Raw genomic sequence first — 13568 nt, forward strand, 5'->3', positions numbered from 1 at the left:
AATATGTTTAAAAATTTCAGCTGGGGACACGGGATTATCCTTGCCTTGGGAACCTTTATAGCGTTTATTCTTTTCATGATTTTTATTTTCCCGAACGGAAAGCAAAACTCCGAACTGGTGTCCGAACATTATTATGAAGACGAACTGGCTTATCAGGATATTATTGATGCCAAAAACAACGCAGCACAGTTAACAGTAAAACCGGAATATGCACAGCTTCCTGAAGGAATAAAAATAAAATTTCCATCTGCTATACCGGATCAGAAAAAAGTAAATATTACGCTTTTCAGAACGGATGATTCTAATCTTGATGTAAAAAAAGACCTTATTCTTGATACTGAAAACGCAGTTTTAATTCCTAAAAAGGTAATTTTTCCGGGTTCTTACACGTTAAAAGTGAAATGGAAACAAAACAATAAACCGTATCAAATCGATTACGACGTTTTATGGAAATAGCACTCATTATTTCAGCGCTTGGTTTAGGTTTCGCCTCCGGATTCCACTGTATCGGGATGTGCGGCCCCATTGCGCTTTCTATGGGTTTAACCAAAAAACAGGCAACCAATTATTACCTGCAGAATCTCACCTATCAGTTTGGTAGGATTTTCACGTATGCGTTACTTGGAGCTTTACTCGGAATTATCGGCGAAGGTTTTGAAATGGCAGGTTTCCAACAATATTTAACGATTATTGTCGGGATTCTTTTAATTGTAATGGCTTTGTTTTCATTTGGAGGAAAAGATTTCGCTTCAAAAATTCCTTTCCTTTCCAAGTTTTTGTTGAAAGTAAAAATGAATCTCGGAACTCTTCTTCAAAAAGCAGATTACAGATCGAGATTTACCACAGGAATTTTGAACGGATTTCTACCTTGCGGAATGGTTTACATGGCTTTAACAGCAAGTTTAGCTTCAGGTGGAATTTGGCAAAGCGCAGCTTTCATGGCACTTTTCGGATTGGGAACGCTGCCTTTTATGTTTCTCGTAGTTCTTCTTGGTAATTTGATGACATCAGCATTTCGCATTAAAGTCTTGAAATTTGTTCCGGTAATGATGATTATTTTGGGTGGATTATTTATTCTAAGAGGAATGGAAATCGGTATCCCTTACATTTCTCCAAAGAAAGAATCGCTTAAAATCATTCATAATAATTCCAATGAACATCGCGAAGGAAATCACGCAACGTGTCATTAATTTTTCTATAGTTATTTCAATAAATTAAAAGATGATGAAAAAATATTTACTTTTTGTCGGAATTGCTGTATTAACTACGCTTCAAAGCTGTAGCATGTATTCCGAAACAACGCTCCACAAAGATGCAGCCTCTTCCACACAAATAGATTTCGATTTTAAAGAGGCGATGCAGTTTGCCAAAAGCATGTTTCCGGATTCTTTACAAAATGAGGACAAAAAGCTTGAGGATCTGGAAAAGCTACCAAAAGTCTGGACAAGCTTATATGATATGCGGCTGAAAGACGGAGTTAAGGTTAAAAATCCCGATTCCATTAGAATAATGAAAAAAATGTTCTTGAAATCTAACTTTGTCGATGGAGAAGTTGCAGGAATGTCTATGAAATTAGATCATTTTACAAAAAGCGACTACGAATTTTTGGAAAAAGCTCCGTCCGATAAAAAACTCCCGGTTAATACCAATAACTATAAAGATTGGGACGGAAAAAAACTCACTATTAATACTAAAGACTTCAATCTTTCGAATTTGGAAAAGCTGATGGAAGCTGCTCCAGAAGAAGAAGACATCAATCTTACCAAAGAAGAAATAAAGGAAAAAGCAGAACAAACCAAAATGATGATGAAAATGATGAACATGAAAATTACAAGCATCCTGAAATTCGAAAACAAAATAAAATCTGTTACCGGAAAACACGATTGGGTTCAGCAGGTTGACGACCATACCATAAAACTGAGTTTGTCTTCCGCAGATTTGGTAGATGATGATAAAAAACTCCTCAACAAAGACGAAAAAATCGTTATCGTTACCGAATAAATTTAAACCGTTGATTTTCAACGGTTTTTTTATTTTAAAATTAACTTTGGTATCAGTTTTGAATCTAACCGATGACTAAAAACATTAAAAAAAAATGATTAAAAAATTTGGTTTATGGGTTTCCGCAGCAGCATTGGTTATGATGCAGTCCTGCTCCATTAACACAGAAACTACCTACTTTAAAGATTCCGCTACCAGTATGGAATCTAATGTACTTATGGACAAAAGCGCAATGGGAATGATGAATATGATGAGTGAAAGCGCAAAAAGTTCAGCAACACCAGATTTAGGTAAACTTTCTACAGACTGGAAAAGCCTTTATGACATTCAGAAAGACGGTTTAATTACCTTGAATCAGGATTCGGTTAAAGTCTTGAAGAAAATGTTCATGAAGCTGAATAAAAAAGACGGCGAAGTTCTTGGTTTGTCTTTGAAATACGATAAACTTCAGCCTAAAGAAATTGTAAGCATTTTAACACAAAGCAAGCAACTGAAAAATATACCTTTGCAGAACTTTGGACAATGGAACGGAAAATCTTTGACGATTGATACCGAAAAATTCAACATGGGAGAATTTCTTTCTGAGATGGAAAAAGGAAGCAAGGAAAAAAGCAAAACCGCACCTAAAACCAAAAGCGATTCCATTGAAGCTTACGGAAGAGATATGATGAGCGGAATGGTGGGAATGATGCGCATGTTCAACATGAATTTTTCCAACACGTTGAAATTCCAAAGACCCATTAAAACCATCGTTGGAAAACACGATTTTGTGAAACAAATTGATGATAAAACGATACAGATTAACGTAAGAACCCACGATTTGTTGGACGGCGGAAAAGAGCTGAAAAATAAGGACAAAAAAATTGTGATTACTACTGAATAGACACAGTTTCCATATAAAACAAAACCCTTTCAAAATTGAAAGGGTTCTTTATTTAAATCAATTTGAAGTTTAGTTGATAACTTCAAATCTTGCATACTCCGCTACTTTTTTAGGCAATTTAATTCCTTCCGCTGTTTGATTATTCTCCAACAATGCAGCCATAATTCTTGGAAGCGCCATTGCCGAACCGTTCAATGTATGAACCAGCTGTGCTTTAGCATCTCCGGCTTTGTAACGGCATTTCAAACGGTTTGCCTGAAAAGTTTCAAAATTGGAAACTGAAGAAACTTCCAGCCATTTTTCCTGTGCTGCGCTCCAAACCTCAAAATCGTAAGTCATCGCTGAAGTGAAACCCATATCGCCACCACACAATCTCAAAATTCTGAAAGGCAGTTCTAAATCTACCAAAATAGATTTCACGTGTTCTACCATTTCTTCCAAAGCAGCATAAGAATTTTCAGGTTTTTCAATTCTTACAATTTCTACTTTTTCGAACTGATGAAGACGGTTCAAACCACGAACATGAGCGCCGTAACTTCCCGCTTCTCTTCTGTAACATTGCGAAAATGCTGTATTTTTAATTGGCAGTTCTTTTTCTTCCAGTAAAGTATCACGGTAAATATTTGTTACCGGAACCTCCGCAGTTGGAATTAAATACAAATTATCTTCATTCACGAAATACATTTGCCCTTCTTTATCAGGAAGCTGTCCTGTTCCATAACCTGAAGCCTCGTTCACAACATGTGGCGGATTAACTTCCAGATAACCTGCATCGGTATTTTTATCAAGGAAATATTGAACCAAAGCTCTTTGCAAACGTGCTCCCTTTCCTAAATAAACAGGAAAACCGGCGCCGGCAATTTTTACGCCCAGTTCAAAATCAATTAAATTATATTTTTTCGCCAGTTCCCAGTGCGGAATATTTCCTGCACCTAAACCGTGAACTTCATGAGATTGGTAAACGATTTCATTATCATCCGCCCCAACTCCCGCAACAACTTTTTCGTACGGAATATTTGGGATTTGGTACAAAATTTCCTGAAGTTGAGCTTCGGAATCTTTCAACTGTTGTTGCAGGTTTTGCGAATTTTCTTTGAATTCAGCGGTTTTTGCTTTTGCCAATTCTGCTTCCTCTTTTTTACCTTCTTTCATCAAAAGACCGATTTCTTTGGAAATTTTGTTCATCTCCGCAAGATTTCCGTCCAGTTCGAACTGGATTTTCTTTCTTTCGTCATCGGTTGCAATAGCTTCATCTACCAAATTGGTCAGCTTAAAATTTCTTTTAGCTAAACCTTCCAAAACGCGTTCTTTGTTTTCGCGCAAAAAATTAACCTGTAACATTGTTGTGTTGTTTATAAATTTTGATGCTGCATTCCAAAAAAATCAAAATGCGCATTCAAGATTGCAAATTTAGGGATTATTTTACGATTTTAACGATGTTGGAAGCGCCTTCGGTTTTCGTAAAAACAGTTGCTTTGTTGTACAATACCGACTGAATTTGAAAAACCTGTGGTGTCCATTCGTAAACTACAGAAATAGTATCCTGAATGGTATCGTTGGATGAAGTAATATAATTCGCCTGCATATCGCTTCTGTATCTTTTATAATCGGGGTTTGTAGAATCCAAAAGATAACGTGTCGCGCCGGCTTTATATTCCAAATATGTTACCGTGTCTGCATCTTTCTTTAATGCATATCCAGAAATAGAAGACTGGTCGTATAAACCGCCAATGTCGGTTAAAGTTAAGGATTGGTAGGAGCCTGAGATTTTGGGATTCAGCAGGTCCTGTCCCGAGGTGTTCCTTACATAAAGCTGTAAAATCTGGTCAATCTTCTGCAGACCCTCATCATCACTTCTACATGCAAGCAATGCCGTTGCAATAACTAAGAAGGAGAGTATGAGATTTTTGGCATTCATGGTGTAAAGATAAATTATTTCAATTTATTGAGTTCTCTAAAAAACAAAAACGCTAAGGCTACCCCACAAAACGTTAATGCCAAACTCATGCTGTAAACCATTCCTGTTTCGGCAAATTTTGGGACTAGAAAAAAAGACAATAAAACCAATACAACTACGGAAATTAGCGTGGCATAGGTAACCAAATTCATTTTTCCGATGGCAGAAAGCAAGTTGCCAAAGAGGATTCGGAGTAACATACTGATAAGAAAAGAAGCCGTTAAAACCACAAACATTGGAACCGCATTAAGATACTGGCCTCCAAATAAAACACTGATGATCTGATTTCTAAAAACGACAGTAATGGTGAAAATTAAAACGCAAACAGGAACGAAGATTTTATAAAACTGCACGATATAGTTTCTGAGATATTGATAATTCTTGCTTTGGACAGATATCTTAGGATAATCGCTCTGCAAAAAACTTTGTGCGATAAAAACAACATTCGATGGTAGCAAAATTGCAACTTTATATAGCGCGACCGAACTTTCTGTAAGGAAATAGCTCAGCAATAAAATGTCTGCGGCAAACAACAGCTCAGAACCAAAATTGGTAATGGCAGAATAAAGGGAAAATCTATAAAGCTCATTTTTATTGAAAAAATAAAAATGAGCTTTAAATTTAAAAAATTTCTTACTGTACCAAAAAAGGGAGAAAAAGGGGTGTATTGCCATTGCAGACAAATAGCCATAAAATCCCCAAAAATAACTTCCCAGCACAGCCAGAACAAAGCCAATGACTGCAAGAAAAATGTTGAATACAGAAAACTTACGGTTTTCAAAATTAATCCTGTAAACCACCGGAATATGCGACATCAATAAGGACCCGAACAATCTTACAGCGAAGGCGACAAAAATGATGAAGATATCCTGGTACTTTTCCACAAAGAAAACACTGACCAATAAAAAAAGTGCAGAGAGTAAAATTTGAAAATAAAATCCCTCCCTGAAGACCGTATTAGAAAAGCTGTCCTTTTGTTCTTTGCCCTTAAGCAGAGAACCATACCGCAGAAGTGTAACAGGAAAACCAAACCCCGTAAACGGAGCAAACATGGTAAAAACCGCTGGAACGATACTCAGGAGTCCGAATTCGTCCTTAGACAGGAAGTGTACGATGACCAAAGTTGTAGCAAATGCCAATAATTTCTGCACAAAAAACGACCCAAAAACCCAAAAGCCATCGTTTCGGTAAAAGTCTTTGATAAAGGCAGACAAAGTACTCATTTCGATAAAACATGATGATAAATCTTGCTGAATTTTTCAGCAATCACGCCCTTGGAAAAATGATTCTCGACAAACTGGTGCATAATTTCGGGGGCAGCAAATTCTTTCTCCCTAATTAAGGTAGTTTTCATGGCTTCGTAAAGCGCCTCTTCCGAATGATTAACCACAATGCCGTTCACATGATTTAAAACCTCGGGAATTACACCAACAGGCGTTGCAATTACAGGTGTTCCCGACGAAAGTGCCTCTAAAGCAACACACGAGAAGGTTTCGTAGTCCGAAAAAAGGATGAAAAAATCACTTTTTCTCATCTTCTCTGAAACTTCTGCCTGATTGATATATCCAAATGTCTTGATAAAATCCGCAGCTTTTAGATGATATATAAGAGCATTCAACTCCGACAGATCTCCATCGCCACCAATATGAAGTTCAAAATTTCGAAAATCTTTCCTTAACCTGTTGGCTGCCTCAATAATTTTATTGGCATTTTTAAGTGTCACCAAATTAGAGACATGTAAAAACACAAACGGTTCCTTTGCTTTTTCATTTTTTGCAGAAAACAAATCTGTATCTACCACATTTCCAACAACATGAAAATTATTTTTGAATCCTTTTTTTTCCAGTCCGGACTTTAAGGTTTCGCTCACCGGCAAAACATAGGATGCAAAAAAAGCTACAATCCTTGCAACCAACAACTGCGCCGGCGAATTTTTTTTTTGGTTCGTGTGAAGAAATGCAGACCAATGTTCGCTCACCACGTATGGAATCCCATACCTCAACTTCAGCCAAACCACATACAGCAAAGGATTTTGCATTACACTGGCGTGCACCAAATCCGGCTTCTGCATTTTTTGGAAGCCCTTGCTATAAGCCTTCCACCTATTGAAAAAATTTAAAAAGCGAATAGGGGAATTTTTGTAATAAACCTTTAAAGTCCTTACACCATTGATGGTTTGGTCATCAAAAAAGTAATCGTCCTCGATATTATTTACACCGGCTGCATGAAGAATTTCCACCTCTTGCAATGTGGAAGCAGCTTCTGCATGTCTTTGTACAAAATTTCCGTTGGTTGGGTTCTCCTCCGTGGGAAACCATGATGAAATAAACAGAATTTTGTGGGACATAAATGTAAACTTACATCAAATTTATTAAAAATTAAAGATTTTATCCGGGTAGAAAAATTGCATTGTAGGAACTTTCGTTCCGGCTTAGAACAATTTTTTTGTCATAGTGGAGAGAAGAGAGCAAATCTATTAAATCCCCTTCCCCTTTTCCCGATTTTGCGAGTGTTTCCGGATTTACCTCCACCAGAAGTGTAGGTTTGAAACGCTTTAGAACATTCTGCATTCCGACAACTGCATTGTATTCTCCACCTTCAATATCGATTTTAATGAAATGTATTGCGGAAATCTTTTTTTCCTGCACATATTCGTCCAAACTCGTGGCCTGCACCTCTTGTTTTAAAGACGTATTCTTTAAATAAGCGGAAGCCATCCCGGAATTATTGAATTGTTTGTCGTAATAGATTTCCAGAAAACATCTTTCGCTGCTAATCGCAAGGTTTTCCGCGGTAACATTCATAAAGTTGTTCAGCTTAAGATGGTGCTGGAGTTTGTCGAAGTTTGCAGGAAAAGCTTCGAAAGCAAAAACTTTTCCGTTTTCTCCAACGATTTCCGCTGCATTTAGCGTGTAAAGACCGATATTTGCGCCAATATCGATAAAAGTATTTCCCGGCCTTAGGTTTTGACACAAATAATCGATTTCTTCCCTTTCATAATCGCCAAGGAAGTAGACTTGCTGCTGGATCCAGTCGCCCAAGTTGACATCCAGCAAGATGCTGTTTCTGTATCTTATTCTTCGATTGATAGAATGCAGGCCACTAAGTTTAGAAATAAAATATTGATGTACAGCAAAATAATGATTACTGAGAAATGTCTTTTTTAATAAAAGCTTTAAAATTTTGGTAATGGGAGCGGTCATAATTTCTAGGTATTACAATATTACCAAAAAAAAGAAAAACCCTTTCAGCTTTTTATCTCTGAAAGGGTTCAATATTTTTTAAGAATAATTTAATCTACATAAATTCCGGCCCAACTTCTTTTTAATGGTAAAAGAAAATCAGAAAGGAAAGCAACGTAAGTGTTTTTAGAGAAATCAAAAACTTCTATTTCGTGAGAAATTTCTCCGTTTTTCAAACCGGTTCTGAAATCCTGCAGTTTCATGGTTTTTACTTCGCCGTTTTCTACATAACTTGCTTTCATTCGGTCGAAAAATCCAAAGTTGAATTCGTTATCCAACTCTCGGATTACCGTTCCCAAAGCATCAATAGAACATCCGGAAGCAGCTTCTTTTTCTTCATCCACACAAATCACCAAAAACTGATTTTTTTCAATCTTAAATGATGAAGAAAGCGGTTTTCCGTGTGCAGCCCAAGTTGAAAGAAAATCAAACAATTTTTCTGTAATTTTCTTGCTTTCTACAGCTGTAAATGGTCTCGATGCAGGATAAATAATAACCCTGTAATCGTTGGTTTCTACTATGGTTGATTCTTCAATTTTCATAAAATTGCTGGGTGTTTGATGATGGATGTTGGGTGTCATCAAGCATCGGACATCCTACTTCCAACTTAAATTATAAATCCTCCGCTTCCGCCAAAAGCTCTACAATATCTTTAACGGCAACTTCGGTGTTTTTATTGAAGTGTTTTACACCGTCGGTCATCATCGTATTACAGAAAGGGCAACCTGTTGCAATAATGCTCGGTTTTTCAGCCAAAGCTTCTTCTGTTCTTTCGATGTTGATGTCTTTGTTGCCTTTTTCAGGCTCCTTAAACATTTGCGCACCTCCAGCTCCACAACATAAACCGTTGGTTTTGCAACGTTTCATTTCTACCAGTTCCGCATCCAGTTTCGAAAGCAATTCGCGTGGTGCTTCGTATTCGTTATTTCCTCTTCCTAAATAACAAGGATCGTGGAAGGTAATTTTCTTGCCTTTGAAACTTCCGCCTTCAATTTTCAATCTTCCTTCTTCCATGAGTTGTTTCAGGAACTGAGTATGATGCATTACTTCGTATTGTCCGCCTAAACTTGAATATTCATTTTTCAACGTATTGAAACAGTGTGGACAAGCGGTAACGATTTTCTTTACTTCGTAAGCGTTCAGGATTTCGATATTCGTTAAAGCCATCATCTGGAAAACAAATTCGTTTCCGGCGCGTTTTGCGGGATCTCCTGTGCAAGATTCTTCAGGACCCAGAACTGCAAATTCTACCCCGATTTTATTTAAAATTGAAGCAAAAGCTTTGGTGATCTTTTTGGCTCTGTCGTCAAAACTTCCGGCGCAGCCAACCCAAAAAAGTACTTCTGGTGATTTTCCTTCGGCAGCATAATCTGCCATTGTTTTTATAGTGAATTCCATGTTTTAATTTACCATTTAATAGTTTAACAATTCTGCGAAAAAATAATTGTTACATTTTCACATTGATACATTGTTATATTATTCCGAAGCCCATTTCAAACGGTCTGCTTGATTGTATTGCCAAGGCGCTCCGTTGTTTTCGATATTGGTCATCATCAGATTCCATTCCTGTGGTGCAGAAGATTCTTCCATGACCATAAATCTGCGCATTTCCACAATAATTGAAAGCGGATCAATCAAAACCGGGCAAGCTTCTACACATGCGTTACACGTTGTACAAGCACGAAGTTCTTCTCTCTGAATATGGTCATCCAACAATTTTTTGCCGTCGTCCACAAATTTTCCATTTTTATTGATGTTTTTCCCTACTTCTTCAATACGGTCTCTCGTATCCATCATAATTTTACGCGGAGAAAGCTGTTTCCCAGTAAGATTTGCAGGACAAACCGAAGTACATCTACCACACTCTGTACATGAATATGCATTAAGTAACTGAACCTGATTCAAATCGAAAATATCACTTGCTCCAAATTTTTCAGGAACTGCGTTTGGATCTGCTTCCGGAGCTGCTGCGTATGGATCTGCATTGGGATCCATCATCAGTTTAATTTCCTTGGTAACAGAATCCAGATTATTGAATTTTCCTTTTGGCTGAAGATTCGCAAACCAAGTATTCGGGAACGCTAAAATTATATGAAGGTGTTTCGACCAGTACAGATAATTCATGAAGAAAAGAATCCCCAAAATGTGGAACCACCACGAAGCTCTTTCGGTAAAATGCACCATTCCATCGCTGAAATTGGCAATAATTGGAGCCTGAAGGTGTGCACTGATTGGGAAACTGCCGTGTTCAGGAAGAAGATTTCTTGTTTGAAGCACATAATCTGCAGCATTCATGTTCAAGAAAGCCATCATCAAAAGAAATTCAATCACCAAAATCCAGTTCGCGTCGTGTTTTGGCCAACCGAATAATTCTTTCATAGTTAAACGCTTCACGCCGTAGAAATTTCTTCGGATAAAGAAAATCACTACTGCGATAACCACCAACAATGCTAAAATTTCGAGTGTTGCAGTAAATGCGCCGTACAAACTTTCACCAAAAACTGAAGCCAGGAAACGGTGGGTTCCGAAGAGTCCGTCTACAACGATTTCAATCAATTCAAGATTGATAATTACAAAGCCAACATATACAAAAATGTGAAGTATTCCCGCGATTGGCCTTTTGGTCATTTTACTCTGCCCCAAAGCAACTTTTGCCATGGTTTTCCATCTTTCGGGTTTGTTATCGGAACGGTTGATTTCTTTCCCGAGTTTGATGTTTCTGTAGATTTCCTTCAGACTTTTAAAAAACAGTCCGAAACCAAGGACAAGAGCAAAGAAAAAGAGAATATTGTCTATATACTGCATGTTAGAAAATGGTTTTAGTCTTTATTGTTCTTACCGAAAACCGAGAAGTTGATGTAACGTTTCGGGTTGGCCTTCATATCTTCAATTAATTTATTGAGATTATCTGAGGCGGTAGTAAGATTGTTGTAAAGTTGCTCATCTTTCGTGAGTTTACCAAGACTTCCTTCTCCATTTTGTATGCCTCCAATAACACCGTTCAATTTGTCTGCGGTAACGCTTAATTTATCGATGGTGTTATTGAGTTTTTGAACATCTACTGCGTCTGCAACTCTTCCGTATTTGTCGATCGCTGTTCTTGCACTTATTGTTGCTAAATTAGCATTATCCAACATTTTCTGAACTCTCGGATCGTTGTTCGCCAAAAGCGCGTTGGTTTGCTGTGAAGTTGTTTCGAAAGAAGTAACCGTTCTGTTCAAACTCGCCAATAAAGCACGAATTTGTGCTTGGTTTTGTGCATCTGTAATTGCGCTTGCATTCACCATTAAGGAATCAACTCTTTTCAAAACAACCTGAAGCTGGTCTTTTACAGGACCAACCTGTGATGAAATATTATTCATCATCGAAAGGCTGAACGCTCCAGACAATGTATCTCCGTCTTTAGCCAATGGCTGCCCGTAAGCTAAATTTACCTTAACCTGTTTTGCAGACATTAAACCGGGTTCGAAGATTTCGAGGGTAGATTTTTTTGAAAATTCAAATTCATCATCAATGGTAACTTTTACTACGAAATGGATTTTTCCGCTTTTGTCTGTAATCGGTTTAATTTCATCAACCTGTCCTACTTTAAGACCGTTAATAGAAACCGCACTGGACTGTTCCAAACCTTCAACATTATCGTATTTAGCGTAAAAAATATTATCTGTGGTGAATAAACTCTTCCCTTTCATAAACTGAAAAAGAAGCATAAATCCTACAATCGCCAAAATTGCGATGGCTCCTGCTTTTATTTCTTTAGATATCGTCACGTTTTCCGTAATTTTTTGTATAGGCAAATATAGGCATATTTTAATTATAATGCTTTTCGAGGGGCTGTTTCAAAGCATTAAAAAAAGCGGCAAAGATAATGCCGCTTTCATATTTTTATATTCTAAACTTTTACTGTTGCTGCGAAGTCTTGTTCCAAACTTCAGCTCTGTAATCGTCGATGTCAGCATTATCCTGCAAGCTCTTCATAAACTGCTGTCCGAAAGACTGCGCGTTTTGCGAAGCAATTGCCTGAGTAATTTGCTTAATATCTCCAGGTTGTTTGTTCACCGTTTCAGATTTTTTCACTAAAACGTAAACTCCCGTCATTCCTTCAACAGGATTTGAAAGTTTTCCTTTCGCAACACCGAAAGCAGCACCTGCAACTTTAGGTTCCATTGCTCCTCCAACTGCAGGATTCAGAATGTTAACCTGTGCAGAAGATTTTGTAGTACCGAAAGCTTTTGCAATTTGATCCAAGCTTGTTGCTTTAGAAGCTGCAATTTTTTCAGCAATTTTCTTTCCTGCCAATTTATTAAGAACAAGAGGTTCAATCTGAGATCTTACAGATTCCGGATCTGCTGTTCCTTTCTCCTGTTTCCCGTTTAGGATAACAACAATTCTGTCTCCTGTTCCTTCGTTGGTGAAGAATTCGGTATCTCCTTTTTTTCTTTTCTTATCAAAAGCCCAGTTGATAATTTCCTGATCTTTATCTGTTCCTAACCCCTGGATTACTCCGTCAAATAATTTAACAGAGGTTGGGTTAGAGAACTGAAAGTTTCCTTTTTTGGCAACGTTAGCAAAATCGTTGAAAGATTTACCCTGTACTTGCTGGATAAATCTTCTTGCATTTTTATCCACTTCAGCTTCAGTAGCATCAGAAGGTTTGATGGTTTTCACAAGATTAGCCACTTTATACGTCATTGCTCCAGCTTTCTTATCTTCAATATTGATGATATGGTAACCAAAGTTGGTTTCAGCAAGACCTGTTGAACCTTTAGCATTGTTAGCCAAGAAAGCCAAATAACCTGGTGCGAAAGGAGATTCCGGAGTTGTCCAACCCACAGAACCGTTTCTTTCAACAGCATTTGGTTCGTCAGACTGCTTCAAATCTTCAGCAAATTTTGCGGGATTTGCTTTTACTTCCGCTAAGATTTTTTCAGCCAAAGCTTTTGCTTCCTCCTTAGTTCTTGTTGCTGTAGAACGCTCTGCTCCTTTATATGCAATCAAAATATGTTTTGACAAAGTAGAATCCGATGTTTTCTTATCCAACAATTTAGATACTACCAAATAATTTTGTTCTTTGTAAGGACCAAAAGTTTGTCCAACTCTTGCAGAAGCAATTTGACCCTGAACTGTTTGTGGAAGTTGGTTCGCGCTGAAATAACTTGGGTTAAACGGCAAATCAGAATTCAATGTTACGAACATGGAGTCGTTTTGAGTGTTCTGGAAGTTTTCAGTACCGTTACTTGCATCAGTTCCCTGAGAGAAAAGTTTTGTCATTTCTTTCTGCGCTGCTGCTTCGTCCGCTGCAGAAGCTTTCGCCGGGAAAAGAACAACACCTAAATTTCTGCTTGCATCCGTCTTGAAAGTAATTGGATGTTCTTTAATATAGGCAGCAATATCTTCAGTTGTAACCTTAATAGGATTTTTCTTTGTATAATCTATATAATCAACTTTTACGAAATCGATGTCTGCAATTTGATCTCTTTGTTTA

Annotated in this window: 14 protein-coding genes; 4 read left to right on the forward strand and 10 right to left on the reverse strand. The window is 37.5% G+C overall.

Features of this window, described 5'->3' with window-relative positions:
• Positions 1 to 3: 3 nt before the first annotated feature.
• The 4 genes from Q0252_RS10335 to Q0252_RS10350 all read left to right on the forward strand — a co-directional run bounded on the left by Q0252_RS10335 (position 4) and on the right by Q0252_RS10350 (position 2884).
• A complete protein-coding gene (locus Q0252_RS10335; RefSeq protein WP_297985963.1) occupies positions 4 to 456 on the forward strand; it encodes a FixH family protein in 453 nt (150 codons plus the stop codon).
• Positions 447 to 1190 (forward strand): sulfite exporter TauE/SafE family protein, encoded by a 744-nt coding sequence (locus tag Q0252_RS10340; protein WP_297985964.1) that lies wholly within the window; start codon positions 447 to 449, stop codon positions 1188 to 1190. The genes Q0252_RS10335 and Q0252_RS10340 overlap by 10 nt, the downstream gene beginning before the upstream one ends.
• A 31-nt stretch (positions 1191 to 1221) precedes the next feature.
• Positions 1222 to 2001, forward strand: a complete 780-nt coding sequence (locus Q0252_RS10345) for a hypothetical protein (protein WP_297985966.1) — start codon at positions 1222 to 1224, stop codon at positions 1999 to 2001.
• Positions 2002 to 2095: 94 nt separating this feature from the next.
• The gene (locus Q0252_RS10350) at positions 2096 to 2884 is read left to right on the forward strand and encodes a hypothetical protein (protein WP_297985968.1); all 789 of its coding nucleotides are present in this window, start codon (positions 2096 to 2098) and stop codon (positions 2882 to 2884) included.
• Positions 2885 to 2953: 69 nt separating this feature from the next.
• On the opposite strand, the gene serS is transcribed toward Q0252_RS10350, so the two are convergent.
• From serS to Q0252_RS10400, 10 genes are all read right to left on the reverse strand, one after another.
• Complete coding sequence (gene serS, locus Q0252_RS10355) at positions 2954 to 4225, reverse strand: serine--tRNA ligase (protein ID WP_297985970.1); 1272 nt, start codon at positions 4223 to 4225, stop codon at positions 2954 to 2956.
• Positions 4226 to 4301: 76 nt separating this feature from the next.
• Positions 4302 to 4802: a hypothetical protein gene (locus Q0252_RS10360; RefSeq protein ID WP_297985972.1), complete on the reverse strand. Its 501-nt coding sequence runs from the start codon at positions 4800 to 4802 to the stop codon at positions 4302 to 4304.
• A gap of 14 nt (positions 4803 to 4816) precedes the next feature.
• The gene (locus Q0252_RS10365; protein WP_297985974.1) at positions 4817 to 6064 is read right to left on the reverse strand and encodes an oligosaccharide flippase family protein; all 1248 of its coding nucleotides are present in this window, start codon (positions 6062 to 6064) and stop codon (positions 4817 to 4819) included.
• Positions 6061 to 7188: a glycosyltransferase gene (locus Q0252_RS10370; protein ID WP_297985976.1), complete on the reverse strand. Its 1128-nt coding sequence runs from the start codon at positions 7186 to 7188 to the stop codon at positions 6061 to 6063. The genes Q0252_RS10365 and Q0252_RS10370 overlap by 4 nt, the downstream gene beginning before the upstream one ends.
• 40 nt (positions 7189 to 7228) lie before the next feature.
• Positions 7229 to 8044, reverse strand: a complete 816-nt coding sequence (locus Q0252_RS10375) for an FkbM family methyltransferase (RefSeq protein ID WP_297985978.1) — start codon at positions 8042 to 8044, stop codon at positions 7229 to 7231.
• Between the two features lie 89 nt (positions 8045 to 8133).
• The gene (locus tag Q0252_RS10380) at positions 8134 to 8625 is read right to left on the reverse strand and encodes a hypothetical protein (protein WP_297985980.1); all 492 of its coding nucleotides are present in this window, start codon (positions 8623 to 8625) and stop codon (positions 8134 to 8136) included.
• A gap of 70 nt (positions 8626 to 8695) precedes the next feature.
• Complete coding sequence (locus tag Q0252_RS10385; protein ID WP_297985982.1) at positions 8696 to 9481, reverse strand: (Fe-S)-binding protein; 786 nt, start codon at positions 9479 to 9481, stop codon at positions 8696 to 8698.
• Between the two features lie 78 nt (positions 9482 to 9559).
• Positions 9560 to 10888, reverse strand: coding sequence for a (Fe-S)-binding protein (locus Q0252_RS10390; RefSeq protein ID WP_297985984.1), 1329 nt, complete (start codon positions 10886 to 10888; stop codon positions 9560 to 9562).
• Positions 10889 to 10902: 14 nt separating this feature from the next.
• On the reverse strand, positions 10903 to 11853 hold the full coding sequence (locus Q0252_RS10395; RefSeq protein ID WP_297985990.1) for an MlaD family protein: 951 nt from the start codon (positions 11851 to 11853) through the stop codon (positions 10903 to 10905).
• A 130-nt stretch (positions 11854 to 11983) separates the two neighbouring features.
• Positions 11984 to 13568: peptidylprolyl isomerase (locus Q0252_RS10400; RefSeq protein WP_297985987.1), on the reverse strand; the 1585-nt coding region annotated here is incomplete at its 5' end.

Origin of the sequence: uncultured Chryseobacterium sp., assembly GCF_936933875.1 — a bacterium.
Taxonomy (GTDB): domain Bacteria; phylum Bacteroidota; class Bacteroidia; order Flavobacteriales; family Weeksellaceae; genus CAKZIK01.